Genomic DNA, 25,519 nt, shown 5'->3' with positions numbered 1-25,519 from the left:
TCGTGAAGAGGATGTGGTGGGGATGTTGCTGCGGCTGCGGGTTTCGCTCCCCGACCGGCCCGGGGTGCTCGGTCAGGTGGCGCGCGCGTTCGGGGTGATGGGCGCGGACATCCTGCAGGTCACCGTGCTGGAGCGGCAGGCGGGCCGCGCGGTCGACGACTTCACCGTCTCCTGGTCGGGCGTGTTCGAGCCCGGCGAGCTGCGCGAGCGGATCGGCGTTGTGCCCGGCACGCGGGTGGAGGCCGTGTGGCCGACCAGGGAGGTGCCCGGCACGAGCCCCGACTACGACCTGCTCGGCCATGTCGCCGCGGACCCCGACCGGGCGTACGTCACCCTGGTCGACGCGGTGCCCGACCTGGTGAGCGCGGAGTGGGCGGTGGCGGTCGAGTCGGCCGACGGCACGATCGTCCACGGCAGCTGGCAGGCGCCGCAGATCGTGCCCGCGGCCGAGCTGACCCCGCTGCGCGCGTCGGCGTTCGAGGAGGGCGGGCTGCACCTGGCGAGCGTGCCGATGGACGGCGTCCACCTGGTGGTGGCCCGCGAGCAGGGCCCGGCGTTCCACCGGGCGGAGCTGGACAAGATCGTCCGCCTGGTGGGGATCGTCTCCGTGCTGGCCGGCGGCGTCAGCCGCCCGGTGTGAGGGGCGGCGTGAGCGGCGTCAGCGGCGCGGCGGGTCGATGCGACCGCCGTCCATGGTGAACAGCATGAGCCGGGAGACGTCGACGGCGACCCGGCCGTGCTCGCCCGCGCGCCACACGGGGCGGTTGCCGAGCCTGACGATCAGGTCCGCGCGGCGGTGCGTGCCCGACTGCGAGATCGGCTGCGGCTCCTCCTCCACGGGGGCGGAGCCGTTCAGCAGGCGGCGCATCATCGACCGCGCCCTGCCGCCGCCTCCCGAGCCGTTCAGCTGACGACGGTCCGGCGGCTCCGGCACCACGACGCCCGGGATCCCGGCCTCCAGATAGGCGAGCCACTCATGGCCGTGATACTCCAGCGTCCGCACCCGCCCGAAGAAGGTCGGCCCTTCGGTCTTCTCCGGTACGGGGACCAGCCCGTCGGGCCGGATCCCCACGATGATCTGCATGCCGGTGTGCTGGGACACGGCGTACGCCCGTGGATCGGTCCAGGGCATGGTGAGCTGATGTGGACCGAAATCGAGCATTATGTACTGATTTTGCGGCGTGCGGACCGTGGCCGCGAGCAGGTTGAGCTGCTGCGAGTTGAGGAACGCCGCGGTGAACGCGGTCGCGGGGTCGTTGTAGACCTGCGCCGGAGTGCCGATGTCCTGCAGCACGCCCCGGTTCATGATGGCGATGCGGTCGGCCAGGGTGAGGGCCTCGACCTGATCGTGTGTCACGTAGATGGTGGTGACCCCGAGGGCGCGCACCAGCGACGAGATCTCCATGCGCAGCTCGGTGCGCATGCCGGCGTCCAGGTTGGACAGCGGCTCGTCCATCAGGAACAGCGAGGGCTGGCGCACGATCGCGCGGCCCATCGCCACGCGCTGGCGCTGGCCGCCGGACAGCGTGCCCGGCCGCCGGTCCAGCGTGTCGCCGATGTGCAGCGCGCGTGACAGCTCGACGACCCGCTGCTTGACCATGGCCGGGTCGGCCTTGGCGATCTCCAGCGGGAAGGACAGGTTGCCGCGCACCGTCCGATGGGGATACAGGGCGCCGTTCTGGAAGACCATCGCGACGTCCCGGTCCCGGGGGGCGAGGTTGTTGGCCAGCTGCCCGCCCAGCCACAGGTCGCCGGAGGTGATGTCCTCCAGGCCCGCGATCATCCGCAGCAGCGTGGACTTCCCGCAGCCGGACGGCCCGAGCAGGACGAGGAGTTCACCCTCTTCCGCGCGCAGGTTCATACGGTCGACCGCGAGATACCCCCCCGGGTAGACCTTCGTCACGTTGTCGAGGACGACGGTGCTCATGCCACCTCCTCGACTTCGGCCCCGATTGGGGTCGTGCCGTAGGCGCGCAGGTAAACGCCTCGCCAGACGCCGTCTTCACTGATGCGCTCGCTACGCTCGCTCATGCAAGCTCGTTCCTCCCGAGCAGGCGCGCCCGGATCCCCAGCCGTCGGTGTAAATGATGAGGTAGTACATCGCGTTGCGGGCGCCCGTGTCCATACGTGTCGTGAAAGATCCGGCATCTGCGTGCAACTGCTCGTTACTCGTTACTTTCCCCTCGCTCAAGGCGCCTGTCAGGGCCGGGTCGTGACCTCCCGATGGCCCTTCGGGAAACGTCAAAGGTAACGAAATTGCTGAAAGTTTCTGCAAGGCCTTTCATCCCCTCTCCGCCCCTGTTACGTTCCGCTCAAATCCCCCCTGAGCAAGGAGTGCGACGCAGATGAGGCGAGTCCTCACGTCCGCGGCGGTGGCCGCGGCGCTCGCTCTGGCGGTCACCGCCTGTGGCAGCTCTTCCGGCGGCGCCGGATCGGCCCCGGCCAAGAGCGCCGTCCCCGCTGAGGTGTCCGGCACGGTCACCTGGTGGGACACCTCGGACGCCACGACCGAGGGCCCGGTCTTCCAGGAGATCATCAAGGGCTTCGAGAGCACGTACCCGAAGATCAAGGTCAACTACGTCAACGTGCCGTTCGCGGACGCGCGGGACAAGTTCAAGACCGCCGCGCAGTCCGGCTCCGGCGCCCCCGATGTGCTGCGCACCGACGTGGGCTGGGTCGCGGAGTTCGCCTCGCTGGGGTATCTCGCCCCGCTCGACGGCACCCCCGCCCTCGACAAGCCCGAGGAGTTCCTGCCCGTCCCGGCCGCCAGCGGCAAGTTCAACGGCAAGACGTACGGCGTGCCGCAGGTGACGGACACCCTCGGCCTCCTGTACAACAAGGAACTACTGAAGAAGGCGGGCTACGACGAGCCTCCGGCCACGATGGCCGACCTCAAGAAGGTGGCGCTCGACGTCAAGTCGAAGACCGGAGCCGGCGGCATCGCCCTGAACGTGGACGCCTACTTCCTGCTTCCGTTCATCTACGGCGAGGGCGGCGACTTCGTCGACGTCCAGAACAAGAAGATCACGATCTCGTCCCCGCAGAGCGTGGCGGGGGTGAAGATCGTCGAGGACCTCATCACGTCCGGCGCCGCCGTCAAGCCCGCGCTGCAGGACAGCTACACGAACGCCGAGACCGCGTTCAAGGACGGCAAGGTCGCGATGATCTTCAACGGGCCGTGGTCGAACGCCGACAACCTCGGTGGCAAGGTGTTCAAGGACAATCCGGACAACTTCGGCGTCGCCCCGGTCCCCGCCGGTTCGGTGAAGGCGGGCTCGCCGCTGGGCGGCCACGACTACACCGTGTACGCGGGGTCGCAGAACCTCGACGCGTCCTACCTGTTCGTCCAGTACATGGCGAGCGCGGAGAGCCAGGCGAAGATCGCGGGCAAGCTCGGCCTGCTGCCCACCCGCCAGCCCGCCTACAGCGCGCCGGAGGCCACCGCGAACCCGAAGATCGCCCAGTGGGCGAAGCCGATGGAGACGGCCGTCGAGCGCCCCTGGATCCCCGAGGCCGCCTCGTTGTTCCAGCCGCTGGTCGAGGGCTACCAGAAGCTCGCCGGCGGGCAGACGACGACCGAGCCCATGCTCGAGGACGTCGCCACCGCCTACCAGGGCATCCTCAAGGGCTGGAGCCTGTAGGCCATGACGGCTGACGTCGTCGCGACGAGAAGGGCCGCGCCCCGCAGTGGGGCGCGGCGCCTCCTGTCGCGCCACTGGTACGCCTGGGCGATGACCGCGCCGGTCGTCATCGTGACGCTGGTGCTGGTCGGCTATCCCCTCGTGCGGGGCGTGTACCTGTCGCTCACCGACGCGACCGAGGCCACCATGGGCCGCACGATCGGGATGAACGTCATCCCGTCCACGTACGAGTTCGTGGGCCTGCAGAACTACGCCGACATCATCACCTCGTCGGAGTTCCTCGGCCGGCTCGCCTGGACGGTCGTGTGGACCGTCGCGTGCGTGGCCCTGCACGTGGGCATCGGCCTCGGCCTGGCCCTGCTGCTCAACCGGCCCATGCGCCTGCGGTCGTTCTACCGCGTGCTGCTCGTGCTGCCCTGGGCGGTGCCGGCCTTCGTGTCGGCGTTCATCTGGCGCTACCTGCTGAACGGCGAGTTCGGCGTGGTCAACGCCGTCCTGCGGGCCGCCGGGTTCGCCGGGATCGCCTGGCTCGACGACCCGTTCTGGGCCAAGGTCTCGGTGATCGCCTGCAATGTCTGGCTGGGCGTGCCGTTCATGATGCTCGCACTGCTCGGCGGGCTGCAGGCCATCCCGCGCGAGCTGTACGAGGCCGCCGAGGTCGACGGCGCCACGCCCTGGCAGCGGTTCCGCCACATCACGCTGCCGGGCCTGCGCCCGGTGTCGAGCACCGTCGTGCTGCTCGGCACGATCTGGACGTTCAACCAGTTCCCGGTCATCTACCTGCTCACCAAGGGAGGACCGGGCGGATCCACGGAGATCCTCGTGACGTACGCCTACCGCCAGGCGTTCGAGGGCATCAGGAACTACTCGGGCTCCGCCGCCTGGGGCCTGGTGATCCTCGCCCTGCTCGTCGTGCTGGCCACGGTCTACCGGCGCGCGCTCAGGCAGCAGGGGGAGGCATGGTGAGCCGGGCCGCCCCCGCCCGCCCCGGCACCTGGAGCCGCGACGGGCGCAGCCCCCTCAGGTCGGTCGCCCTGCACCTCACGCTGATCGCGGCGAGCATCGTGTCGGTGTTCCCGGTGGCGTGGCTGGTGCTGACCTCGCTCAAGCCGCGGACGGTCATCGAGACCGCCTCGGTCGCGCCGATCGACCACCCCACGCTCGCCAACTACACGCAGGTCCTGGGGGAGACCCGGTTCCTGACGTGGGCCGCCAACTCCGTCATCGTCTCGCTCATCACCGCCGTGCTCGGCGTGCTGCTGGCGGCCACCACCGGCTACGCGGTCAGCCGCTTCCGCTTCCCCGGTTTCCGCTCGGTGATGTGGATGCTGCTGATCACGCAGATGTTCCCCGTGGCGATCCTGATCGTGCCGATCTACAACCTGATGGCCGGGCTCGGGCTGATCAACCAGTTCCCGTCCCTGGTCATCGCCTACCTCACCTCCACCGTGCCGTTCTGCGCGTGGATGATGAAGGGCTACTTCGACACCGTCCCCGTGACGATCGACGAGGCGGGCCGGGTGGACGGCCTGACCCCCTTCGGCACGTTCTGGCGGCTCATCCTGCCGCTGGCCAAGCCCGGCCTGGCCGTGGCCGCGTTCTACTCGTTCCTCACCGCCTGGGCGGAGGTCGCGTACGCCAAGGCGTTCATGACCGGGGACGACAAGTACACGCTCGCCGTCGGCCTCGACCAGTTCGTCGGCCAGCACAAGGCGGAGTGGGGCCTGCTCACGGCGTCGTCGGTGCTGATCGCCATCCCGGCGGCCGTCGTCTTCCTGCTCGTCCAGCGCCACCTCGTCACCGGCCTGACGGCCGGTGCGACGAAGGCGTGACCCTATATGAGAATCGGGGGATCCCAATGACCGAACTCGCCGTCCAGCCGTCCGCGCTCACCACCAGATGGTGGCGCGACGCGGTGATCTACCAGGTGTACGTCCGCAGCTTCGCGGACGGCAACGGCGACGGGATCGGCGACCTGCTCGGCGTCCGCAGCCGCCTGCGGTACCTGTCCGACCTCGGCGTGGACGCGATCTGGCTGACGCCGTTCTACCCCTCGCCCATGGCCGACTTCGGGTACGACGTGGCCGACTACCGCAACGTCGATCCGATCTTCGGGTCGCTGGCGGACGCACAGGCGCTGATCGCCGACGCCCACCGGCTCGGCCTGCGGGTGATCGTGGACGTGGTGCCCAACCACACCTCCGACCGGCACCCCTGGTTCGAGGCGGCGCTGAAGGCCGGGCCGGGCAGCCCGGAGCGGGAGCGCTACATCTTCCGCGAGGGTAAGGGCGCGGCGGGCGAGCTGCCGCCCAACGACTGGGAGTCGATCTTCGGCGGGCCCGCCTGGACCCGGGTCGGGGACGGCCAGTGGTATCTGCACCTGTTCGCCCCCGAGCAGCCCGACCTCAACTGGGAGCACCCCGAGGTGCACGAGGAGTTCGCCGACGTGCTGCGGTTCTGGCTCGACCTCGGGGTGGACGGCTTCCGGATCGACGTGGCGCACGGCATGGTCAAGGCCCCCGGGCTGCCCGACGTGGGGGCCACGGGCCAGGCCGAGATGATCGGCGCGCAGATCGTGCCGTTCTTCGACCAGGACGGCGTGCACGAGATCCACCGGGCCTGGCGCCGCATCCTCGACTCCTACGAGGGCGAGCGGATCGGGGTGGCGGAGGCGTGGGCGCCCTCGCCCGAGCGCCTGGCCAACTACGTCCGCCCCGACGAGCTGCACCAGGCGTTCAACTTCCACTTCCTGAAGACGCCCTGGGAGGCCGCACGCTTCCGGGAGGTCATCGACGAGTCGGTGCGCACGTCGGCGCTGGTGGGCGCGCCCGCGACCTGGGTGCTGTCCAACCACGACGTCAAGCGGCACGTCACCCGCTACGGCGGCGGCGAGCGCGGCCTGCGGCGGGCGCGGGCGGCGGCGCTGCTCATGCTGGCGCTGCCCGGCTCGGCCTACGTCTACCAGGGCGAGGAGCTGGGGCTGCCCGAGGTGCTCGACCTGCCCGAGCAGTACCTGCAGGACCCGCAGCGGCTGCGCGACCCCGACAGCGGGCGCGACGGTTGCCGGGTGCCGCTTCCGTGGACCGCCGCGGGCGAGCCGCCGTACGGCTTCACCCCGCCGGGCATCTACGAGAGCTGGCTGCCGATGCCGGCCGAGTGGCGCGACATGTCGGTGGAGGCGCAGCTGCGGGACGGCGCGTCGACGCTCAGCCTCTACCGGACCGCCCTCGCCCTCAGGCGGGAGCACCCGGAGCTGGGCGACGGCTCGCTGACCTGGCTCGACAGCCCGGCCGGCACGCTCGCGTTCCGGCGCGGCGACGCGTTCGTCTGCGTCCTCAACATGACCCAGGAATGGGTGGAGACCGGGACGCCGGGCGACCTGCTGCTCGCCAGCGGGGGACCGGAGATCGCCGGCGGAGTGGTGCGGCTCGCGCCCGACTCCGCCACCTGGTGGACCCCGAAGAATGTCTAAAGTGATGCTCATGAACACCACACGGCTCGCCGACATCGCCGCTCAGGCCGGAGTGAGCGAGGCGACGGTGAGCCGTGTGCTCAACGGCAAGGCGGGGGTCTCCCCGGCCACCCGCCAGGCCGTGCTCACCGCCCTCGACCTGATGGGCTACGAGCGGCCCCAGCGGCTGCGCCAGCGCAGCAACGGCCTGATCGGCCTGGTGATCCCGGAGCTCGGCAACCCGATCTTCCCGGCGTTCGCGCAGGCGATGGAGAAGTCGCTGATCCAGCACGGTTACACGCCGATCCTGTGCACCCAGGAGCCGGGCGGCGCCCCCGAGGACGAGTTCACCGAGATGCTCCTCGACCGGGGCGTGTCCGGCATCGTCTTCGTCTCCGGCCTGCACGCCGACACCACCGCGCGGATGGACCGCTACACGCGGCTCACCGACCGGGGGCTGCCGATCGTGCTGGTGGACGGCTACAACGAGGCCATCCCCGCGCCGTTCATCTCGCCCGACGACCGGCTCGCCGCGCGCCTGGCCGTACAGCACCTGGTGGACCTCGGGCACGAGCGCATCGGCCTCGCGCTGGGGCAGCGGCGGTTCGTCCCGGTCATCCGCAAGATCGACGGCTTCCGCCTGGCGATGGCGCAGCTGCTCGGCCTGTCCGACGTCGACGACCTCATCCGGCACTCGCTGTTCTCCGTCGAGGGCGGGCAGGCCGCCGCCTCGGCGCTGCTCGACCGCGGCTGCACCGGGATCTTCTGCGCGAGCGACCTCATGGCCCTCGGCGCGATCCGCGCCGCGCGCGAGCGGGGGCTGTCCGTGCCCGGCGACGTGTCGGTCGTCGGGTTCGACGACTCACCGCTGATGGCGTTCACCGACCCGCCGCTGACGACCGTGCGCAAGCCGATCGGCGCGATGGCGGCCGCGGCCGTCGAGACGCTGCTCGAGGAGATCGGCGGCACCCCGGCCAAACACGTCGAACTGATCTACCAGCCCGAGCTCGTTGTGCGCGGCTCCACCAGCTCGGGCCCCCTCGTCAACCGCTGAGCCCTGCCTTTGAGCCCTGCCTTTGAGCTCTGCCTTTGAGCTCTGTCTCTGAGCCCTGTCTCTGAGCTCTGCCGCCGAGCCCCGCTGTCCGGTCCTGACGCGGATGGCCGCCGCCCGTCCCGGCCGCTCGTGACCGCGTGAAGCGCCGGCGCCGTCCGGCGTGCCCGCAGGCCGGTGCGGGCACGCCGCATCCGATCGTCTTTTCCCTCTTCCTGCGCGGACGTGCGAGGTCACCGCGCCGGATCTCCACATGTCCTCAGGAGCGTCGCGAATGACCGATCACACCTCCGACGTCCTGGTCGTCGGCGGCGCCGGCGTCGACACGACCGTCTACGTGCCCGAACTGCCCCTTCCGTACGCCGACACCTACGCCGTGCCGCCCGTCGTGGACCGGATCGGCAACACCGGCGCGGGCGTGGCGCTCGGCTGCCACGCCCTCGGCCTGCGCGTGAAGTTCGTCGACCTGATCGGCGACGATCCGCAGGGCGCGCTGATCCGCGGCCACCTCGCCGCCCGCGGAGTGGACTTCACCCACGCGGTGTCGGAGGCGGGCACCCGCCGCAGCGTCCTGCTCGTGGGCCCGGACGGCAGGCGCCTGTCGCTCTTCGACCCCCGGGTCGTCCCCGGCCAGCGGATGCCCGCCGGCCTCTACCTGCCCGCCCTCCGGGCGGCCCGGCATGTCCACGTCTCGATCGTGGACTTCGCCCGGCACGTGTACGCCGACATCCCGGACGGCACGACGGTCTCGACCGACCTGCACGACTGGGACGGCGAGAACCCGCACCACGAGGACTTCGCCTACTCCTCCGACCTGGTCTTCCTGTCCGCCACGAAGCTCGGCGGACGGCGGGAGGAGGTCATGCGGGCGATCGCGGAGCGGGGCCGTGCGTCGGTGGTCGTGTGCACGGCCGGGGCCGAGGGCTGCCACGTGCTCGCCGTGCCGGAACGGAGCCGCGGCGAGATCCCGGAACAGGGCCGCGGCGAGGTCCGGCACTTCCCGGCCGAGCCGCTGCCCGGCCCGATGGCCGACAGCGACGGCGCCGGCGACGCGTTCGTGTCCGGCTTCCTGTACGGACGGCTGACCGGCCGGCCCCTGGAGGAGTGCGTACGGCTGGGCGCCGTGGCCGGGGCGCACGCGTGCACCTCGGAGGGCACCCATGAGGACCCCATCGGCCCGGACGCCCTGCTGGGCGCGCTCCCATGAGACGACGCCGGGCCCGCGACCGCCGGTGAGCGGTCACGGGCCCGGCACCCATGGACGTGCCCGGGTCGCGGGCACGGGCATGGCCACCGGTTCGGCAGAGGGAGGACGGCCGGACCGGCGAGCTGGGAAGACTCAGGAAGCGCTCACGGACACAGCGCTCACGGACACAGCGCTCTTGGGCACAACGCTTATGGGCACGACGCTCATGGACGCAGCGCCGCGGCCTCGGATGCGAGCTTCTCGATCCTGGCGAAGTCGCCCGCCGTGACCAGGCTGCGCGGGGTGAGCCAGCTTCCGCCGACGCAGCCGACGTTCGGCAGGGCGAGGTAGGCCGGCGCGTTCGACGGGGTGATGCCGCCCGTCGGGCAGAACCGCACGTCGGGCAGCGGGCCGCTCAGGGCCTTGAGGTACGTGACGCCGCCGGCCGGCTCGGCCGGGAAGAACTTCAGCTCGCGCACCCCGCGCTCGGCCAGGGTCATCGCCTCGGTGGCCGTGGTGACGCCCGGCAGGAACGGCACGCCCGCGGCGAGCATGGCCGCGAGCAGGCCGGGCGTGGTGCCGGGGGAGACCAGGAAGCGGGCGCCGGCTCCGGTCGCGGCCTCCACGTCCTCCGGCGAGCGCACGGTGCCCGCGCCGATCACGGCCTCCGGCACCTCGGCGGCGATCCGCCGGATCGCGTCGAGGGCGACCGGGGTGCGCAGCGTCACCTCGATGACCGGCAGACCCCCGGAAACCAGGGCCCGGGCGAGGGGGACGGCGCTCTCGGCGTCGTCGAGGACGACCACCGGGACGACCGGCGCGAGGTCGAGAAGGTTGCTCATACACGCTCCACATCGGGAAATCGTTGGGCGAGCCAGGCGGCCGCACCCGTAAGCGCCGGCTGCTCGGCGATGATCAGTGAGGTGGCGATCGCGGCGGCGTACTCCGACAGCGCGGGCGCGGTCGTCTCGAACCGGGCCCGGAACGCGCTGCCGGGGATCCGCGAGACCAGGCGGGGGAGAACCCCGCCGCCCAGGTAGACCCCGCCCCGCGCGCCGAGGGTGAGCGCCACACCGCCGGCGAAGCCGCCGAGCAGGGCGAGGAAGACCTCGACGGTCTCGGCGCACAGAGGGTCGTCCGAGGCGGTGATCTGCGCCGCCGTGATCGGGGGCGCCGTACGGGCCCCGGGTGCGACGCCGCGCACGAGCGCGAGCCCGCGGTGCAGGCGGGGCAGCCCGGTGCCGGACAGCAGGTGCTCGGCGTCCACGTACGGCAGGCCGTCCGCGCGCAGCGCCCGGACGATCTCCATCTCCAGATCCGTGACGGCGGGAACCGCCACGTGCCCGCCCTCGCCGGGCACCGGCTGCCAGCCCTCCCGTACGGGGACGAGGCCGGCCACGCCGAGCCCGGTGCCGGGTCCGAGTACGGCCTTCGTCAGGCCGGCGGCCGGCGGCGGGCCGCCGAGCGGCACGAGATCGTCCCCCGCGAGGTGCGGCAGCGAGATCGCCAGCGCCTCGAAGTCGTTGAGCAGCACCGTGCGCGGGATGCCGAGTTCCTCCACGGACCCCGACCATCCCGCGTTCGTCAGCCGGTACCGGTCCCTGTCGACCGGCCCGGCGATCGCCAGGCACGCGGCCCCCGGCCGAACTCCGCCCGCATTGTCTGCGAGATAGGCGGCTACGGCATCGGCAAGGCCGAGATGCTGGGAAACGTCGAGTACGGCTACCGCCTCCGGCTGCCCTCCGGGCCGGGCGACCAAACCGAAACGGGCATTCGTGCCGCCGATATCGGCGACCAGCCAGGGAAGGCTCATGCCACACCGCCGAAGACGCTCGCTCCGCGCTCGGCGGGGCCGACCGTGCGGCGGAAGGCGGCGAACAGCTCGCGGCCGGTGCCGGTCCACTGCTCGTCGGTCAGGGGCGCGCCCTCCGGCGTACGCCCGGTGAGGTCGGCGAGCACGGTGAGGGTCCCGGCGGCCGAGTCGAGGCGGATCACGTCGCCGTCGCGCACCAGCGCGATCGGCCCGCCGTCGGCGGCCTCGGGGGACAGGTGGATCGCCGCGGGGACCTTCCCCGAGGCGCCGGACATGCGGCCGTCGGTGACGATGGCCACCTTCTGGCCGCGGTCGAGCAGGACGGCCAGCGGCGGCGTGAGCTTGTGCAGCTCCGGCATGCCGTTGGCGCGGGGCCCCTGGTAGCGGATGACCGCGACGAAGTCCTGCCCGTCGAGCTCGCCCCGCTCGAACGCGGCGAGCAGATCGAGCTGGTCGTCGAACACCTTGGCCGGGGCCTCGATCACCAGATGCCCGGGCTTGACGGCGGAGACCTTGCTCACCGCCCGGCCCAGGTTGCCCGACAGCATGTGGATGCCGCCGTCGGGGGAGAACGGCTCGGCGACCGGCCGCAGGACCTCGGGGTCGGTGCTGGGCGCGGTCCGCTCCTCCCACACCAGCGCGCCCTCCTTCAGCGCGGGCGCGGACCGGTAGAGGCCGAGGCCGCGCCCGGCGACCGTGAGCACGTCCTCGTGGAGCAGCCCGGCGTCCAGCAGGTCGCCGATGAACACGGGCATGCCGCCCGCGGCCTGGAAGTGGTTCACGTCCGCCTGGCCGTTGGGATACATGCGGGTGATCAGCGGCACGACCTTGGACAGGTCCGCCATGTCGTCCCACGTCAGTTCGATGCCGGCGGCCGCCGCCATGGCGACCAGGTGCATCGTGTGGTTGGTGGAGCCGCCGGAGGCGAGCAGCGCGACGACCGCGTTGACGATCGCCTTCTCGTTCACGACCTCGGCGACGGGCGTGTACTCCTCGCCGTGCGGGATGATCTCGACCGCCCGGCGCGCCGCCGCCGCGGTCAGGGCGTGCCGCAGCTCGGTGTGCGGGTTGACGAACGTCGCCCCCGGCAGGTGGAGGCCCATGACCTCCATGAGGAGCTGGTTGGAGTTGGCGGTGCCGTAGAACGTGCAGGTGCCGGGGGAGTGGTAGGAGGCCGCCTCGGCGTCGAGCAGCTCCAGGCGGCCGATCTTGCCCTCGGCGAAGGCCTGCCGCGCCCTGGCCTTGACCTTGTTGGGCAGGCCCGAGGTCATCGGCCCGGCGGGCACGAATATCGCCGGTAGGTGCCCGAAGCGTAAGGCGCCGATGAGCAGTCCCGGGACGATCTTGTCGCAGACCCCGAGGAGCAGGGTCGCGTCGAACATGTCGTGCGACAGCGCGATCGCGGTCGCCATCGCGATCACGTCGCGGCTGTAGAGCGACAGCTCCATGCCCGCCCGGCCCTGCGTGACGCCGTCGCACATCGCGGGGACGCCGCCCGCCACCTGCGCCACGCCGCCCGCCTCCCGGACCGCCCGCTTGAGCTCCGGCGGGTAGGTCTCGTACGGCTGGTGCGCCGACAGCATGTCGTTGTACGACGTCACGATGGCCACGCCGGGCTTCGCCGTACCGCGCAGGTCGAGCTTGTCCTCGGCGGGCGCGGCGGCGAAGCCGTGGGCCAGGTTGGCGCAGCCGAGCCGTCCCCGAGCCGGCCCCCGCTCGCGCAGCTCGGCCCCGGCGCGGCGCACCCGCTCCAGGTAGACCCCGCGGCTGTCGCGGCTGCGCCTGACCACGCGCTCGGTGACCTCGGTGATAACGGGGTTCGTCACGGAAGGTCCTCCTCCTGCCGGGGCCGCCGCGAGGCGGGGTCCAACTCGCCCGGGAAGCGTCGTCCCGGGACATGTGCCAGGCGGCACGTCCGGCCCCCGATCCGTTGATCGGGCACCAGGTGTCGATCAGGCACGGAAGGGACAGTATCGGGAAGTTATGCCACTTTTCAAGCCTAGTTTTGTAATTCAGAATGAATAAGTCGTTGAACTTAGGTGAGTTCCTATGCTCTACTTAGGCTTGATGTCGCGTTTAGCTACCACAGGTGAGGTCCTCCAGCTGATCCGCAGCGGGGAGGCGGTGACGCGTGCCGACATCGGCCGCGTGACGGGCCTGTCCCGCCCGGCCGTCGCGCACCGCGTCGCCGACCTGCTCCAGCGCGGTCTGATCCTGGAGGACGCCGAAGGGCCGTCCACCGGGGGCCGCCCGCCCGTACGGCTGCGTTTCGCCGCCTCCGGAGGAATCGTGCCGGTGGCCTCGCTGGGCGCCCGGCGCACGCAGATCGCGCTGTGCGACCTCGCGGGTGAGATGGTGCACCGCACCGACCTGGACATCGACGTCGAGGAGGGGCCGGCCGTCGTGCTGCCCCTGCTCATGGACACCTGGGAGAAGCTGCTCGACGGGCGGACCGACGTCGTCGGCATCGGCCTCGGCGTCCCCGCCACGGTGGAGTTCGCCGCCGGGCGGGTCGAGAGCGCCCGCGTGATGGCGAGCTGGACCGGCGTGGTGATCCCGCCGGTAATCGCCGAGCGGTTCCGCGTGCCCGTGCTCGTGGACAACGACGTGAACGTCATCGCGATGGGCGAGCACCGCGTCGTCTACGCATCCGAACTCGACGACCTGCTGTTCGTGAAGGTCTCCACCCGCATCGGCGCGGGCGTGATCTCCGGCGGCGGCATCCTGCGCGGCGCGCTCGGCGCGGCCGGGGAGATCGGGCACATCCCGGTGCGGGACGGCGGGGGCGTGCTGTGCCGTTGCGGCAACCTCGACTGCGTCGACTCGGTCGCCAGCGGCACCGCGATCCTGCGCGAGCTGAGGGCCAAAGGCCGTGACGTGACGTCGCTCGCCGACGTGACCGCCCTGGTCCGGGCCGGCGACGCGGAGACCATGGCCGTGGTGCGGCAGGCCGGCCGCTGGCTCGGCGAGGTCATCTCCGGCGCGGTCAACCTGCTCAACCCCGCCGTCGTGGTGCTCGGCGGCGACGTCGCCGAGATGTTCCAGCCGCTGGTGTCCGGCGTGCGCGAGGTGGTCTACCGGCGCTCCACCCAGCTCGCCACCCGCAGCCTGCGTATCGAGCGCAGCCGGCTCGGGCCCGGTGCGGGCATCACCGGCTGCGCCCTCATGGTCCTCGACCACGTCCTGTCGGCCCAGGCCGTCGACGCCGCCGCCCGCTGAGAGATCCGCCGAAGTGCGCCGCGCTTCGCCGCTGCGGTACCGGCGTGGGACCATCGCCGGGCTCCCGGCGCCGCGGAGGGGCGATCACGTCCGGGCGACCCCAGTCCCCGAGGTTCGGGTCTCTTCTGCGGCACGCGGAGTGCCGGGCGCCGGCCGAGTCATGGCTCGATTCACCCGGCGGCCGAGGACACGTCCGGCAAGGTGCGCATTCTGTCCGTCATCTCACCCTCACGGGGCGGCCGCGGTTATCGTGACCCTCGCTGATCACCTGCAGGAGGGATGGTTCCGTGGCGCATCCGTCTGAGGCTCCGGCCAAGCCGAGCGCCCGATTACTTCCGCAGGCGGTCGGCGTGGTGGCCGATGTGGCCGCCGTAGCGGCCCTGCTCGCCGGCGGCGGGGTGGCCATTGTGTGGACGGCCAGTTTCGGCGCGGTGGTCGCCGGTGTCTACCTCGTGTGGAGACGCTGGGGCGAGCAGGTCGACCGCACCCTGCTCGCCGGATTCGTCATCGCCGTCGCCGGTGCCGGGGTGTTCGGCTATGCCACGGCCACGCGGACCAGCCAGGACGCCGGCTCGCCGTCGTCGGCGCAGAAGATCGACGAGGGCGGCGCCGCGGCTTCGCTCAAGGAGCGCGCGGCGGAGGAGCGCACCGGCGCCGCCCCGCCGGCGGGCGCGAGCTGGCTGGTCGACATGGAGATGGTGGAAGGCGGACAGGGATGGGAGCGAGGGTCGCGGACGGTTGGCGCCGAAGTGTTCCCCCACAGCGTCGTCGGCTCGACGTGCTTCTCGACGTACGACCAAGACGCGTCGTTCAACCTCGGCCGGCGCTTCCGCCGTTTCCAGGCCACCGTCGGCCTGCCTGACGACGCTGCCACCGGCTCCGTCACCCGCTTCACCGTGTCCCTGGAAGACCGGCAGCTCTTCAGCCGTGACCTGCGGTTGGGCGAACGGGCCCGCGTGGATGTGCCGGTGACCGGCGGGCTGCGGCTGGTGCTGCGCGTCCAGCAGGTCGGGCTGACCGATTGCGGCGCCGCGGTGTGGGGTGAGGCGCTCCTTCGCTGACCATGCGGCGCGCCGTCGAGACCTTCCGCAAGCCCGGGGAGCGGAGCAGCGCGCGGCGATCTCGGCGAGGCCTACTGAGAACGGATATGTCGGGCGGGGGCATTAGGCTCTTGCCGATCTTCCATGGCCTCCAGGAGTTTTCCGTGCGTGAACGTGTCCGCCGCCTGATCGAGTCGCGGCGGTTCCAGCAGGCGATCACCGTGGTGATCCTCGTCAACGCCGCCACGCTGGGTGTCGAGACCTCCGCCGAGGCGGTCGCCCGCTACGGCACCGAACTGCACATCGCCGACCACGTGGCCCTGTACGTCTTCGTGGCGGAGATTCTGGCCAAGATCTACGTCTACGGGTGGCGGTTCCTCCGCGACGCCTGGAACGTCTTCGACCTGCTGATCATCGGCCTCTCGTTCCTGCCCACCGCGGGCGGCCTGTCGGTGCTGCGAGCCCTGCGCGTCCTGCGGGCGCTGCGGCTGATCTCGGTGGTGCCGTCGCTGCGCCGCGTGGTCTCCGCGCTGCTCACGGCCATCCCCGGGATGTCCTCGATCGTCGTCCTGCTCGGCCTCGTCCTGTACGTCGCCGCCGTGATGGGCACGAAGCTGTACGGCGCCGCCGCGCCCCGGTATTTCGGCGATCTGCCCACGTCGCTGTACACGCTCTTTCAGGTCATGACGGGCGACGGATGGTCGGACATCAACCGCGAGTTGATGGACACCCACCCCTCGTCGTGGATCTACTTCATCGTGTTCGTGCTGATCTGTACCTTCGTCGTGCTGAACCTCTTCATCGCGGTCGTGGTCAGCGCGATGGAGGAGGAGGCCAGGGAGGACAGACAGGACAGACAGGACAGGGAGGACAGCTTGACGCTCGCCGAGCTGTCGGCCCTGCGGGAGGAGATCAGGGGCCTGCGCGAGAGCCTGAACGAGCGGGTTCCCAGCTCGTGACCGAGGCCTCGCGGACTCCGCGCACGCGGCTTCCGACGGACTCGGAGATCCGCGCGCTGCACGCGAGACACGCGCCCACGGAGGAGGCGTTCGCCCTCGTCCACACGCACTGCGAGATCGTCTGCGCGATCGCCCTGCGCCTGGCCGGCAGCGCCGGTCTCGACGTCGACGTCGAGCTGGTGCGGGCCGGAAGCCTCCTGCACGACGTCGGGGTCTACCGGCTCTACGACGACGGCGGCCGGCTCGACCACGCCGGCTACGTGCGCCACGGGATCCTCGGCCACGAACTACTCCGCGCGGAGGGCTTGCCCGAGAGCCTGGGCCGGTTCTGCTCCCACCACACGGGTGTGGGAATCACTCGGGAGGACGTGGTGCGGCAGGGACTGCCGCTGCCTCCCGGCGACTACCTCGCGGAGTCGACCGAGGAGAAGCTCGTGATGTTCGCGGACAAGTTCCACAGCAAGACCGACCCGCCGAGATTCCTCACCGCCGGCACCTACGCGGCCCACGTCCGGCGATACGGCGACGACAAGGCCGAGCTGTTCGCCGTGATGTGCGCGACCTTCGGCGTGCCCGACCTGCGCCCGCTCGCCGCCGCCTACGGGCACGAGATCGTGTAACCGCCGTGAACGCGCCCGATGACGACATCCTGATCACCAGGCGGCTACGTGTGGTGCTGGCCGAGGACGCCGTCGTTCTCCGCGACGGCATGGTCGAGTTGCTCGCGGCCCGCGCATGCGAGGTGGTGGCCACCGCAGGGACGGCGCCCGAACTGCTCGCCGCCGTGGCCGAGCACCCGCCCGCGGAGGCACGGCCCTCGACCCGGAGGTGATCACGCGTGCGCTCGTAGGGCGGGAGCGGCTTCACGAGTGACGGTGTGTCCTTCTGGTTCAGGTGAGGCCGTACCTGGCGCTGATGTCCCTGGCCTGCTCGGCGGTGACCTCGGGCGGGGTGTTCGCCAGGGCGCGCCGCAGGTCGGACAGGACGGCGTCGGCGCAGCCGCGGACACGGGTGCGATGCAGGGTCAGTTGCTCGTCGAATCGCTGCGCGGCCGGCCCCGTCCACACGCGCCCGGAATGAAAGGTTCGGTACTGCGTCTCGAGATGGTCGGTGATCTCCGTGAGCATCGGCTCCGCTGTACGCAGCGTGTCCCGCAGCGCCAGATACAGCGGATTGGGCACGAGACCGGCCATGTCGTGGTCACCCCCTTGTCGTGGACGGGGTGAGGGTAGGCGTGCTGTCCGGCTTGATCAGCTTCGGCGTGATCAGTTTCATCAATGCCACCACATCCGCCGCATTGTCCCGCCCCTCAACCTCCTTCTCTAATTTGATGAGGAGCTCTGCATGGCCTCGTGCGAGCATCGCGTGGGCAGAATTATCGTCGGTCGACGAGTTTTCGCCGTAGTAGCCGATGGCTCCGGGAATGATTGCGGGCAAAGGAGAGGCGCCGTTCTGCAGCTGATCTTTGACCCGATCTTCACTGCTCAACGGGACCAGGAGAATCTGCAACACCTTCAGCCGGTCGCCGCCTCGTTGATAGATGGCGCAGTCTCCGTCACCGGCGTCCGGCCGGTCGAGGTCCATGTAGCCGCGTACCAGCGGATTGTGTTCCCCGGTCATCAGTTCGACGGCTTTCAGTGGAATATATTTGCACACGTAGGGCGGGGCGGCGACTGTCGGCATCGGCGTTCGGTCAATTTTGATCTCCGTGTGCTGGCAGTCACTGAAAAGGGTCAACGCGCAGATCAACCCTGCCGTCCCGGCAGCTCGTGACGTTTTCATCAATTATACTCGACAAAGGCTTGCATGAAATTGGTGTTCACGCGGCTCAGCAGGTCGTCCCAGCGCTTTCCTATTAGGTTCACGTCGCGAAACCACATTGGCTCCGCTGTACGCAGCGTGTCCCGCAGCGCCACATACAGCGGATTGGGCACGAGGCCGGCCATGTCGTGGTCACCCCTTTGTCGCGGACGGGGTGAGGGTAGGCGTGCTGTCCGATTTGATCAGCTTCGGCGCGATCAGTTTCATCAACGCCACCACATCCGCCGCATTGTCCCGCCCCTTGACACCCTCCTCCAGCTTAATGACGAGTTCGGCATCGCCGCGCGCGAGAATCGCGTGAGCGGAGTTGTGCTTGATCGACGAGTTGTTCCCGTAGTAGCCGATGGCATCGGGCACGATCGTCGGCAAAGGGGAGGCGCCGATACTAAGCTGATCTCTGACCCGCGCTTCGCCTCCCATCGGCACCAGGACGATCTGAAGAACCTTCAATTGGTCGCCATCGCGTTGATAGACCGCACACCCGCCATCGCCGAGGCCACTGGGGCGATCGAAGCTGAAGCCACCGCGCACCAGTGGATTGGTTTCTCCGGTCATCAGTTCGACGGCCTTCAACGGGACGTAGTCGCAGATGAAAGGCGGGGCGGCGGCCGTGGGCAGAGGTGTCTGATCGACCTTCGCCTCCCTGCTCTGGCAACTGGCGGTCAGGGCAAGCAGGCAACTCAGTCCTGCTGCTCCGGCGGCTCGTGTCCATCTCATCATTTGAACTCTGAGAAAGCTCGCGAGTAGCTCTGGTTCAGACGTTCCAGGAGCTCCTTCCAGTGACTTCCAATCAATTTATCATCGCGGATCCATCGTTTGTATGCGTCGAGTCGTTGCTCGCCGACAACCTCACCGCGAGCTGTTCTATCGAGCATCTCGTTTCTGCTCATGATGGTCCGGCCATCCTTCAGGAAGTTGTTGGGATTTCCGCGAGGGTCTTGGTCTTTCTTCAGACTCTCGAGCGAAGCCCAGGGGTGGTTCGGCGCAGGTGGATCGGCTGAGCCGAAGAGACCGTACTTGAGCATCGCCTGCACGGTCAGGTCACTCAGAAGTTCCTGCGTCGTCCTCGCCGCTGAGTTGGCGTTCTTTTTGGCCTTGTCTTCGGAATCGCCTTCGGCGGTGTCTTCGATCATCCCCGTCCACGCGCCGGCGACACCGGAGACTACCGGCCAGGCCCCTGACTGCGGTATGGCAAGGCCGGTGTTCACGATGGCGAGGAGGACCTTCATGTTCCTTTCCTGTGCTTCGTCGAGATCCTTGCCCTGACCTATTTCGGCAAGTCCGCCCGTGTCCGTGATCAAGCCGAACCCTGCTCCAATCCATTCGGCCTGGGTCGACAGCGCCGCGTCACGCCCGGTGAGGGCCATATCGGCGGCGCCGTGATCGAGGAGCTTCTTGGCAAACGCAGTCTGAGCGACCATGACGGTGCTGAATGCCCGGGAGTCGCCGAATGTCTCCGTCATGACTTCATGGATTTCATCTCTTACGATTCGCGCACCCCAATAAGGTGATTTAGGAATACTTGGATAGGTTGTGTACGCGACGTCGGGCACGCTCTTGTCCCCGGTATCGTAGGCGACGCGATTGACGTCGAAAATGTAGCCGGCCAGGATTCTGGCCGTGGTGGTGGGGGGAACGGCGGGTGGGGAATCCGCGGAAATCCGTTCGGCCTCCAGATGGAAGAAACGAGAGGCCAGTTGGGCGGACAGGTATCCGCGGGAAGGCCGATCGGGGGTGCCCTCGTGGTCGCGGAAGGTGAGCATGGCGGCCTCCAGCGCCTCGCCCAGTGCCGCGCCGTCGTCCGGCATGTAAGGCCACGACAAGTAGCGTTCCAGTGCCTTGGGATCGCCGAGGAAGAAGTCCTGCGCCGCTATGGGATTGCGGGCAAGGGCCCGCATGAGGGTCTTCCTGATCGCGGGCTCGCCCGCCATCGCCGACGCACTCTTGTCGATTCTCCGGGCCACCGCCACGAGGAAGGCGGCGGAGGCGAAGGTGCCGTGCTCAAGCGCCAGCGCCAGGGCGTAGCCCGGACGCCAGTCGACGATGGCCTTATCGAGCGTGGCGGTCAGTTCGTCCCCGTAGACGGGGCTCAGGCGTGGGCTCGCGGTGCCGAGGGTCTTGCCGAGGGCCTTCTGCAGCCGCTGCATGATCGCGTCATCGGTGTGCTCGACGGTTTTGATCAGCAGGTCGCGTAGCCGTGCGGCGCCAAGTGTGTTCATCAGCGCCAGAGCGAACGCCGGGTCTCCCGTCCGCTTCTCCAGCGCCGCCACGGTCTTCGCGTCGGCCTCGCCGTTCCTGCCCGCCTCGGTCAGAGTGCTGACCGCTGCGTACACGTCGGGATCCCGGCCGGCTCTGCCGTACAGGCTCTCGTCGAAGGCGGTCATGCCATCGGGCGCGGCGGCGGAGGCGGCCCACTCGTCGTGCTCGGCGCGGATCGTGTCGCGTCGTCGCCGCAGGTCGGGCCGGGCCGTCTCGATCCAGCCCCGCGCCTCGCGCAGGGCGCCCAGCCGGGAGGTGTCCAGGTCGAGCCGCTCCAACATGCCACGAAGTCTCGGCTCGGCACGGCCGATGGCGTCCTGCGCCTGGCCGAGTCCGCGGTCGAAGGCGTCCATCGCGGCCGGATCTATGCCGGCGAAGCCTCCGCTGCGGTTCACCCAGCCCTCGGGTGGTGCCGTGGGTTCCGGCCGGCCGGGCGTGCCGGGCCGGGTCGAAGGGGCCTGCGCGGGTGTGGGTGACGGAGCGGTGGGCGCCGGCTGAGGGTGCGGCGACGGGACGGAGGCCGGGCCGGGTGGAGACGGCTGAGGCGAGGCCGGTGGGGGAGTGGGCGGGGATTCGAGGCGCGGTGACGGCCGAGGGTTGCCTGACGGATGGGTCATACGGCCCGGACTCCCCTGATGTCGATGACGGGCGACGACTCAGGCAGCAAGATTATTTACATTGCTCTCGTTTCGTAAACAGCACCGATAGATCCGATATAGCGGATCAATGGCTGTCGCGCACTCCCGCATTCTCCCGTGCCGTTCCCGGGGCGGTGAAGAGGGTTCGCGACCTGCTGCTCCAACGAAATTAGGAAGATGCGCCGGTCGAATTCCCCGTGCGGCACGACTTACCGGCCGCCGATCCGGGCGGGCGGCAAACAGCGTGAAGGACCGCCCCTTTTTGCCGTGAGGCGGTGAGCGGTCAGGTGCGGGCGGAGGCGACGAGACGGTCGACCTGCCGCTCCAGTGGAACAGCGCCCAGGCGGTTGTCGATCTCGTCGTACGGCACGGCGGGCGGGTCGTCGACGCGGATGGCGCGCAGGTATTCGGCGAACCTCTCCAGCTTCTGCCCGTCCCTCGCGAGGCCCCGGCGGATCAGCCGCTCGCGCAGCGTCGGGCCGTCGGAACGGACCCAGATCAGGCGCACCTCGTGGCCGCCCAGCGCCTCCGCCCACGCGTGCCAGAGCGCCGCGTCGTGGACCTGTGAGGTGAAGGGCCCGCCGAGCATCACCGGGCAGCCGTGGGAGCGGATCTCCCTGGCGGTCGCCGTCATGCCGGCGTATTCGTGCCGCTTGACGTGCTCGTCGTACCACGGACCCTCGCGCTCGCCGTGCGGCCTGCCGTACGCGGCGAGGGTGGCCTCGACGAAGCCGCCGTACATGGTGTCCTTGTCGAGCAGGGCGGGCACGGGGTCGAGACGGGCCAGCAGCAGGTCGCAGACGGTCGACTTGCCCGCGCCCGGTGGGCCGGACACCACCCAGAGAGGGGCGGTCATCGCGGCGGGCCATAGGGCTCGATGGGCGGATCGGAGTAGGGCCCGCCGTCCGCGCGCCCGCGGCCGTCGCCGGAGTCCCCGCCGTCCGCCGCCCCGGCGCCCGGATCGCCGACGCGCCGGCCGGCGTCCTCCGTCACCCGCAGGACGTACAGGTTCCTGGCCGGGTCGACCGGCACGAGGCCGTAGGCGGTGTCGACCTCGTCCGCGGTGAGGTCGAGCCGCCGCATGGCCTCCTCCAGCGTCGCGGGCGCGGGAAGCCGCACGGTGATCAGCACCTCGGCCACCGGCCCCGCCTCCCCCTGCTGGACGTCTCATCACCGACGGCGCGGCCGCCTTCACGGTGCTGCGGTCTCAGGCCGCCTTCGCCGCGCTGTGTTCTCAGGCGGCCTTCGCCGCGCTCTGTTTTCAGGCGGCCTTCGCCGCCCGGCGGCGCAGCGCGGCGACGATGCCGGCGGCGTCCACCACGCCGTACCCGTAGTCGTTGTCATACCCTACGGCACTGCGATCATCGGCCGTCCGGCGCAGCAGGGTCCGGAGCTGGGCGGGCGACAGCACGGTGGCGGGCCAGCGGGTGCGGACGGCGGCGACCAGCCCGGCCGCGACGGGACAGGCGGCCGAGGTGCCGGAGTCGGGCTCGCCGTCGCCGAGCGCGCCCGAGCCGGCGAAGTGGGTGTAGGCGCAGACGTCCGGCTTGCGCGCGGCCAGCCGCCCCGGACCCTGGGAGGAGTAGCCCACCCGCGTCCCCGCCGTGTCGATCCCGCCGATCGACAGCGCCCGGGGATGGGAGTTGGCTCCGACGATGGGCCGGTCGGGGTAGGCGCATCTGCCGTCTCGGCACTGCGTCCCGCAGTTGCCGGCGGCGAAGAGGATGTCGGCCCCGGCCTCGGCCAGGCTGCCGACGATCAGGTTGAACGGGTGGGCGGGGTTGTCGGAGTAGTTGCCGGGATTGCCCGGTGGGAAGTCCCAGCGGGGCGAGAACGACCCCCAGCTGTTGGTCACCACGAGCGCCCGCGACTCGGCCGGCTGGGCGTCGAGGACCTCGCGCAGGTGGGCGTACGCGGCGATCGCGTCGGACAGCAGGCCGTCGAGCGTCGAGCCGCCCTGCCGCCGGGACAGCAGCACGGGCACGTCCACGAGTGACGCCTTGGGCGCGGCGATGAGCGCGTCGAAGGCGCACATCGATCCGTGGTCGACCGGGAAGTCTCCCGGCGTCCCGGAGACGCTCTTGGGGTTCCAGCTCCGCTCGTGATCGACGGTCACGTCGTGCCCGCGTGCGGCCTTGACGTACGCCGCGTTGATGCCCGTGTCGATGACCGCGAGGGGGACGCCGGAGCCGTCCAGCCCCTCGGCCGCCAGGTCGGGCACGCGCAGCAGCCGTTCGACGTCGTGCCAGTCGCCGACGGCGGGGTCGCCCGCGCACGTGAGCGTGGTCTCGATCGCCGGGTCGGCGTACACCGCCACCACGTCGCGGCGGGCCGTGGGCAGGAGGGCGACCCTGCTGGTGACCTCGTCGTCGGCGATCTCCCCGCGGACGACGACCGAGGCGTCCTGCGGCGCCATGGAGAAGACCAGCGGCTGGTTGAGCGACAGCGGGTCCCCGCCGGGGAACGCGGGCATCGGGCGGGGCACGGCCACAGGGGCGTACGAATGGTCGAGGACGACCCCGGGCAGGCCGTCGGCCACGTCGGACGGCATCGAGGGGACCGACGGGTCGGCGACGGCGGCGACCAGGTCGGGGGACGGACGCAACTGGATGAGTACGCGCACGACGAGTCCACTCCGTTACTCAGCGGATTGTGACTGGGTGGATACGTTACGTGACAACCTTGCTGTATCCGTGAAGGCGGCGTCCACACCTTCACCGAAAAACCGCCCGGTGCCGCCCGGCCGAGGCCCTCGCTCGAAAACCCCGGCTCAGAAGTCCTCGATCAGAAGTCCTCGATCAGAAGCCTTCGGTCAGAAGCCGCACAGCTCCGAGAGGCTCTTGGCCGCCTTGTCGTTCGGGGTGGGGGTCGAGCGGGGGCTCGCCCCGGCGAGGACCGGCGTACGTGAGGGGGACGGGCTCGGCGACACGGACCGGCTGGGCGAGCCGGAGGGACTCGCGGACGCCGGCGATCCCGTGGACGTCATCGGCGAGGCGGTGGCCGCGACGGTGCCCCGCTCGGTCATCGACTCCCGGATGGCGTCCAGGGTCAGTTTCCTGATCTTCGCCCAGTCCGGGTTGCCGGTGTAGATGAGCGGCGGCACGAACTGCAGGCTGGTGATCTTGGCGCCGCGCACCTTCATGCCGAGGGGGACGAGGTGCTCCAGCAGGTCGCGGGGAATGTCGGTGCGGAACATGTGCCGGGCCGCCGCTGCGATCTTGCTGAAGTTCGCGAGAACCGTGGCCGGGGTCACCTGCTGGGCGAGCGCGCCGATGACGCAGCGCTGGCGGGACATGCGGGAGAAGTCGTCGCTGTCCACCCGGGAGCGGCCGTACCAGAGCACCTCCTCGCCGTTCAGCGTCCGGTAGCCGGCCTTGATGGTCCCGGCGGTGCCGAACTTGCCGCCCCACTTGACGTCCTGCTCGACCCGGATCTTGAGCCCGCCCACCGCGTCGATCAGAGCCGCGAAGCCGAACATGTCGACCATCGCGTAGTAGTCGATGTGCAGTCCCAGGGTGTAGCCGATGGCGTCCTTCAGCGCCTGGGCGCCCTTGTTCTTGCCACCCATGACCTGGGGGTTGTTGTCGGCGTAGTACCAGACCGAGTTCAGCAGCCCCTGCCCCTCGGCGTTGAAGCCGTCGGGGAACACCTTGCGCAGCGGGCTGCTCGGGGGGAAGCGGACGTACTGGAGGTTGCGCGGCAGGCTGAACAGGACGGTGTTGCCGGTAGCGATGTTCACGCTGGCCACGGTCATCGAGTCGGTGCGCACCCCGACCCGGTTGCCCGCCGCGTCGCCGCCGATCAGCAGGAAGTTCACCCGCTTGCGGCCGTTCCACGGGTCCTCGGCGCGTACGGGGACGGGAGTCGTTCCCTCCGCCGGCGCCATGACGTCGTCGAGTAACTGGTTGGCCGTCCTGATCGTGTTCGCGGTCAAGGCGAACGGGGCCATCACGGCCACGCACAGCACGCCCACGACGATGCCGGACACCACCTGCCCGGTCTGCGGCAGGCGCTGCGGGCGCAGGGCGACGAACGACAGGAGCACGAGCGTGAACCAGGCGAGCGCGCACACGGCGGCGCCGGCCATGATGGCGGTGAGCGTGCTGCCGCGCAGCGCGGCCCCCGCGTCGTCCTTCAGGCGCAGGACCAGGACCACCAGGGCGACCAGCACGACGCCGAACGTCGCCAGCAGCGCGATTCCGGTGCGGCGGTTGCCCGCCCGTAGGTGGGCCGCCCCGGGGAGGACGGCCGACAGCGCCGTCCAGCCGATCAGGGAGGCGGTGGTCAGCGGAGGGCCGAAACGCGGCGCCCCGCCGCGAGCGGCCGCCGCGGGCGGCGGGTCCGTGGGCTTCTCGTCGCTCCCACTCCCACCACGCTGACCTGCACTCTGACCTTCCCGGGGACCCCCGGGATCGTCAGCGGGACCCCCGCCTCGCATGGT

Annotated in this window: 25 protein-coding genes; 12 read left to right on the top strand and 13 right to left on the bottom strand. The window is 70.3% G+C overall.

Annotated features, from left to right (window positions below):
* The first annotated feature begins 22 nt into the window (after nt 1-22).
* Nucleotides 23-640: an amino acid-binding protein gene (locus tag ACQPZZ_RS22910; protein ID WP_432934492.1), complete on the top strand. Its 618-nt coding sequence runs from the start codon at nt 23-25 to the stop codon at nt 638-640.
* A gap of 18 nt (nt 641-658) precedes the next feature.
* Here the strand turns inward: ACQPZZ_RS22910 and ACQPZZ_RS22905 are convergent, their stop codons facing one another.
* On the bottom strand, nt 659-1,927 hold the full coding sequence (locus ACQPZZ_RS22905) for an ABC transporter ATP-binding protein (RefSeq protein WP_432921700.1): 1,269 nt from the start codon (nt 1,925-1,927) through the stop codon (nt 659-661).
* A 418-nt stretch (nt 1,928-2,345) separates the two neighbouring features.
* Between ACQPZZ_RS22905 and ACQPZZ_RS22900 the strand changes: the two genes are divergently transcribed.
* The 6 genes from ACQPZZ_RS22900 to ACQPZZ_RS22875 all read left to right on the top strand — a co-directional run bounded on the left by ACQPZZ_RS22900 (nt 2,346) and on the right by ACQPZZ_RS22875 (nt 9,350).
* Nucleotides 2,346-3,641 (top strand): extracellular solute-binding protein, encoded by a 1,296-nt coding sequence (locus ACQPZZ_RS22900; protein ID WP_432921697.1) that lies wholly within the window; start codon nt 2,346-2,348, stop codon nt 3,639-3,641.
* A 3-nt stretch (nt 3,642-3,644) separates the two neighbouring features.
* Complete coding sequence (locus tag ACQPZZ_RS22895; protein WP_432921694.1) at nt 3,645-4,607, top strand: carbohydrate ABC transporter permease; 963 nt, start codon at nt 3,645-3,647, stop codon at nt 4,605-4,607.
* A complete protein-coding gene (locus ACQPZZ_RS22890; protein ID WP_432921691.1) occupies nt 4,601-5,473 on the top strand; it encodes a sugar ABC transporter permease in 873 nt (290 codons plus the stop codon). Before ACQPZZ_RS22895 ends, ACQPZZ_RS22890 begins: the two co-directional genes overlap by 7 nt.
* Nucleotides 5,474-5,499: 26 nt before the next feature.
* Complete coding sequence (locus ACQPZZ_RS22885) at nt 5,500-7,113, top strand: glycoside hydrolase family 13 protein (RefSeq protein WP_432921688.1); 1,614 nt, start codon at nt 5,500-5,502, stop codon at nt 7,111-7,113.
* A 10-nt stretch (nt 7,114-7,123) separates the two neighbouring features.
* Entirely contained in the window at nt 7,124-8,146 is a 1,023-nt protein-coding gene (locus ACQPZZ_RS22880) for a LacI family DNA-binding transcriptional regulator (protein WP_363645128.1), read from the top strand.
* 271 nt (nt 8,147-8,417) lie between these two features.
* Complete coding sequence (locus ACQPZZ_RS22875) at nt 8,418-9,350, top strand: carbohydrate kinase family protein (protein WP_432921683.1); 933 nt, start codon at nt 8,418-8,420, stop codon at nt 9,348-9,350.
* 203 nt (nt 9,351-9,553) lie between these two features.
* Here the strand turns inward: ACQPZZ_RS22875 and eda are convergent, their stop codons facing one another.
* Genes eda through edd form a run of 3 tightly spaced genes read right to left on the bottom strand, consistent with a single transcriptional unit; the run spans nt 9,554 to nt 12,968 of the window.
* Nucleotides 9,554-10,171, bottom strand: coding sequence for a bifunctional 4-hydroxy-2-oxoglutarate aldolase/2-dehydro-3-deoxy-phosphogluconate aldolase (gene eda, locus ACQPZZ_RS22870; protein WP_432921680.1), 618 nt, complete (start codon nt 10,169-10,171; stop codon nt 9,554-9,556).
* Complete coding sequence (locus ACQPZZ_RS22865) at nt 10,168-11,142, bottom strand: glucokinase (RefSeq protein WP_432921677.1); 975 nt, start codon at nt 11,140-11,142, stop codon at nt 10,168-10,170. The genes eda and ACQPZZ_RS22865 overlap by 4 nt, the downstream gene beginning before the upstream one ends.
* Nucleotides 11,139-12,968 carry a phosphogluconate dehydratase gene (gene edd / locus ACQPZZ_RS22860; RefSeq protein WP_363645120.1) on the bottom strand — a complete coding sequence of 610 codons (1,830 nt, stop codon included), beginning with the start codon at nt 12,966-12,968 and terminating at the stop codon, nt 11,139-11,141. The genes ACQPZZ_RS22865 and edd overlap by 4 nt, the downstream gene beginning before the upstream one ends.
* Nucleotides 12,969-13,209: 241 nt before the next feature.
* On the opposite strand from edd, the gene ACQPZZ_RS22855 reads away from it, so the two are divergent.
* From ACQPZZ_RS22855 to ACQPZZ_RS22835, 5 genes are all read left to right on the top strand, one after another.
* The gene (locus ACQPZZ_RS22855) at nt 13,210-14,361 is read left to right on the top strand and encodes an ROK family protein (RefSeq protein WP_432921673.1); all 1,152 of its coding nucleotides are present in this window, start codon (nt 13,210-13,212) and stop codon (nt 14,359-14,361) included.
* Between the two features lie 287 nt (nt 14,362-14,648).
* Complete coding sequence (locus ACQPZZ_RS22850) at nt 14,649-15,422, top strand: NPCBM/NEW2 domain-containing protein (RefSeq protein ID WP_432921670.1); 774 nt, start codon at nt 14,649-14,651, stop codon at nt 15,420-15,422.
* Between the two features lie 143 nt (nt 15,423-15,565).
* Nucleotides 15,566-16,360 carry an ion transporter gene (locus ACQPZZ_RS22845; protein WP_432921667.1) on the top strand — a complete coding sequence of 265 codons (795 nt, stop codon included), beginning with the start codon at nt 15,566-15,568 and terminating at the stop codon, nt 16,358-16,360.
* A complete protein-coding gene (locus tag ACQPZZ_RS22840) occupies nt 16,357-16,980 on the top strand; it encodes an HD domain-containing protein (RefSeq protein WP_432921664.1) in 624 nt (207 codons plus the stop codon). The genes ACQPZZ_RS22845 and ACQPZZ_RS22840 overlap by 4 nt, the downstream gene beginning before the upstream one ends.
* Nucleotides 16,981-16,985: 5 nt before the next feature.
* Entirely contained in the window at nt 16,986-17,192 is a 207-nt protein-coding gene (locus tag ACQPZZ_RS22835; protein ID WP_432921661.1) for a hypothetical protein, read from the top strand.
* 58 nt (nt 17,193-17,250) lie between these two features.
* Here ACQPZZ_RS22835 and ACQPZZ_RS22830 read toward each other — a convergent pair whose 3' ends face one another.
* From ACQPZZ_RS22830 to ACQPZZ_RS22790, 9 genes are all read right to left on the bottom strand, one after another.
* Nucleotides 17,251-17,553, bottom strand: coding sequence for a hypothetical protein (locus ACQPZZ_RS22830; RefSeq protein WP_432921658.1), 303 nt, complete (start codon nt 17,551-17,553; stop codon nt 17,251-17,253).
* A 7-nt stretch (nt 17,554-17,560) separates the two neighbouring features.
* A complete protein-coding gene (locus ACQPZZ_RS22825) occupies nt 17,561-18,142 on the bottom strand; it encodes a hypothetical protein (RefSeq protein ID WP_432921655.1) in 582 nt (193 codons plus the stop codon).
* Nucleotides 18,142-18,306, bottom strand: coding sequence for a hypothetical protein (locus tag ACQPZZ_RS22820; RefSeq protein ID WP_432921652.1), 165 nt, complete (start codon nt 18,304-18,306; stop codon nt 18,142-18,144). Before ACQPZZ_RS22820 ends, ACQPZZ_RS22825 begins: the two co-directional genes overlap by 1 nt.
* A gap of 7 nt (nt 18,307-18,313) precedes the next feature.
* The gene (locus ACQPZZ_RS22815) at nt 18,314-18,898 is read right to left on the bottom strand and encodes a hypothetical protein (protein ID WP_363645094.1); all 585 of its coding nucleotides are present in this window, start codon (nt 18,896-18,898) and stop codon (nt 18,314-18,316) included.
* Entirely contained in the window at nt 18,898-20,793 is a 1,896-nt protein-coding gene (locus ACQPZZ_RS22810) for a hypothetical protein (protein ID WP_432921649.1), read from the bottom strand. Before ACQPZZ_RS22810 ends, ACQPZZ_RS22815 begins: the two co-directional genes overlap by 1 nt.
* 568 nt (nt 20,794-21,361) lie before the next feature.
* Entirely contained in the window at nt 21,362-21,934 is a 573-nt protein-coding gene (locus tag ACQPZZ_RS22805; protein WP_432921646.1) for an AAA family ATPase, read from the bottom strand.
* The gene (locus ACQPZZ_RS22800; RefSeq protein ID WP_363645088.1) at nt 21,931-22,218 is read right to left on the bottom strand and encodes a hypothetical protein; all 288 of its coding nucleotides are present in this window, start codon (nt 22,216-22,218) and stop codon (nt 21,931-21,933) included. The genes ACQPZZ_RS22805 and ACQPZZ_RS22800 overlap by 4 nt, the downstream gene beginning before the upstream one ends.
* A 121-nt stretch (nt 22,219-22,339) precedes the next feature.
* A complete protein-coding gene (locus tag ACQPZZ_RS22795; protein ID WP_432921643.1) occupies nt 22,340-23,701 on the bottom strand; it encodes a S8 family peptidase in 1,362 nt (453 codons plus the stop codon).
* A 189-nt stretch (nt 23,702-23,890) separates the two neighbouring features.
* Nucleotides 23,891-25,516, bottom strand: a complete 1,626-nt coding sequence (locus ACQPZZ_RS22790) for an LCP family protein (RefSeq protein WP_432921640.1) — start codon at nt 25,514-25,516, stop codon at nt 23,891-23,893.
* Nucleotides 25,517-25,519 lie beyond the last annotated feature (3 nt).

This window comes from Microbispora sp. CA-135349 (assembly GCF_050947365.1).
In the GTDB taxonomy this organism is placed as follows: Bacteria; Actinomycetota; Actinomycetes; order Streptosporangiales; family Streptosporangiaceae; genus Microbispora.
This window is presented reverse-complemented; position numbering and strand designations above follow the sequence as displayed.

Excerpts from the sequence above, each read along its gene's own strand:
- ACQPZZ_RS22910 (WP_432934492.1), top strand. The coding sequence starts at position 23 with ATGTTGCTGCGGCTGCGGGTTTCGCTCCCCGACCGGCCCGGGGTGCTC.
- ACQPZZ_RS22905 (WP_432921700.1), bottom strand. The coding sequence starts at position 1,927 with ATGAGCACCGTCGTCCTCGACAACGTGACGAAGGTCTACCCGGGGGGG.
- ACQPZZ_RS22900 (WP_432921697.1), top strand. The coding sequence starts at position 2,346 with ATGAGGCGAGTCCTCACGTCCGCGGCGGTGGCCGCGGCGCTCGCTCTG.
- ACQPZZ_RS22895 (WP_432921694.1), top strand. The coding sequence starts at position 3,645 with ATGACGGCTGACGTCGTCGCGACGAGAAGGGCCGCGCCCCGCAGTGGG.
- ACQPZZ_RS22890 (WP_432921691.1), top strand. The coding sequence starts at position 4,601 with ATGGTGAGCCGGGCCGCCCCCGCCCGCCCCGGCACCTGGAGCCGCGAC.
- ACQPZZ_RS22885 (WP_432921688.1), top strand. The coding sequence starts at position 5,500 with ATGACCGAACTCGCCGTCCAGCCGTCCGCGCTCACCACCAGATGGTGG.
- ACQPZZ_RS22880 (WP_363645128.1), top strand. The coding sequence starts at position 7,124 with ATGAACACCACACGGCTCGCCGACATCGCCGCTCAGGCCGGAGTGAGC.
- ACQPZZ_RS22875 (WP_432921683.1), top strand. The coding sequence starts at position 8,418 with ATGACCGATCACACCTCCGACGTCCTGGTCGTCGGCGGCGCCGGCGTC.
- eda (WP_432921680.1), bottom strand. The coding sequence starts at position 10,171 with ATGAGCAACCTTCTCGACCTCGCGCCGGTCGTCCCGGTGGTCGTCCTC.
- ACQPZZ_RS22865 (WP_432921677.1), bottom strand. The coding sequence starts at position 11,142 with ATGAGCCTTCCCTGGCTGGTCGCCGATATCGGCGGCACGAATGCCCGT.
- ACQPZZ_RS22855 (WP_432921673.1), top strand. The coding sequence starts at position 13,210 with ATGTCGCGTTTAGCTACCACAGGTGAGGTCCTCCAGCTGATCCGCAGC.
- ACQPZZ_RS22830 (WP_432921658.1), bottom strand. The coding sequence starts at position 17,553 with ATGGCCGGTCTCGTGCCCAATCCGCTGTATCTGGCGCTGCGGGACACG.
- ACQPZZ_RS22825 (WP_432921655.1), bottom strand. The coding sequence starts at position 18,142 with ATGAAAACGTCACGAGCTGCCGGGACGGCAGGGTTGATCTGCGCGTTG.
- ACQPZZ_RS22820 (WP_432921652.1), bottom strand. The coding sequence starts at position 18,306 with ATGGCCGGCCTCGTGCCCAATCCGCTGTATGTGGCGCTGCGGGACACG.
- ACQPZZ_RS22815 (WP_363645094.1), bottom strand. The coding sequence starts at position 18,898 with ATGAGATGGACACGAGCCGCCGGAGCAGCAGGACTGAGTTGCCTGCTT.
- ACQPZZ_RS22810 (WP_432921649.1), bottom strand. The coding sequence starts at position 20,793 with ATGGACGCCTTCGACCGCGGACTCGGCCAGGCGCAGGACGCCATCGGC.
- ACQPZZ_RS22805 (WP_432921646.1), bottom strand. The coding sequence starts at position 21,934 with ATGACCGCCCCTCTCTGGGTGGTGTCCGGCCCACCGGGCGCGGGCAAG.
- ACQPZZ_RS22790 (WP_432921640.1), bottom strand. The coding sequence starts at position 25,516 with ATGCGAGGCGGGGGTCCCGCTGACGATCCCGGGGGTCCCCGGGAAGGT.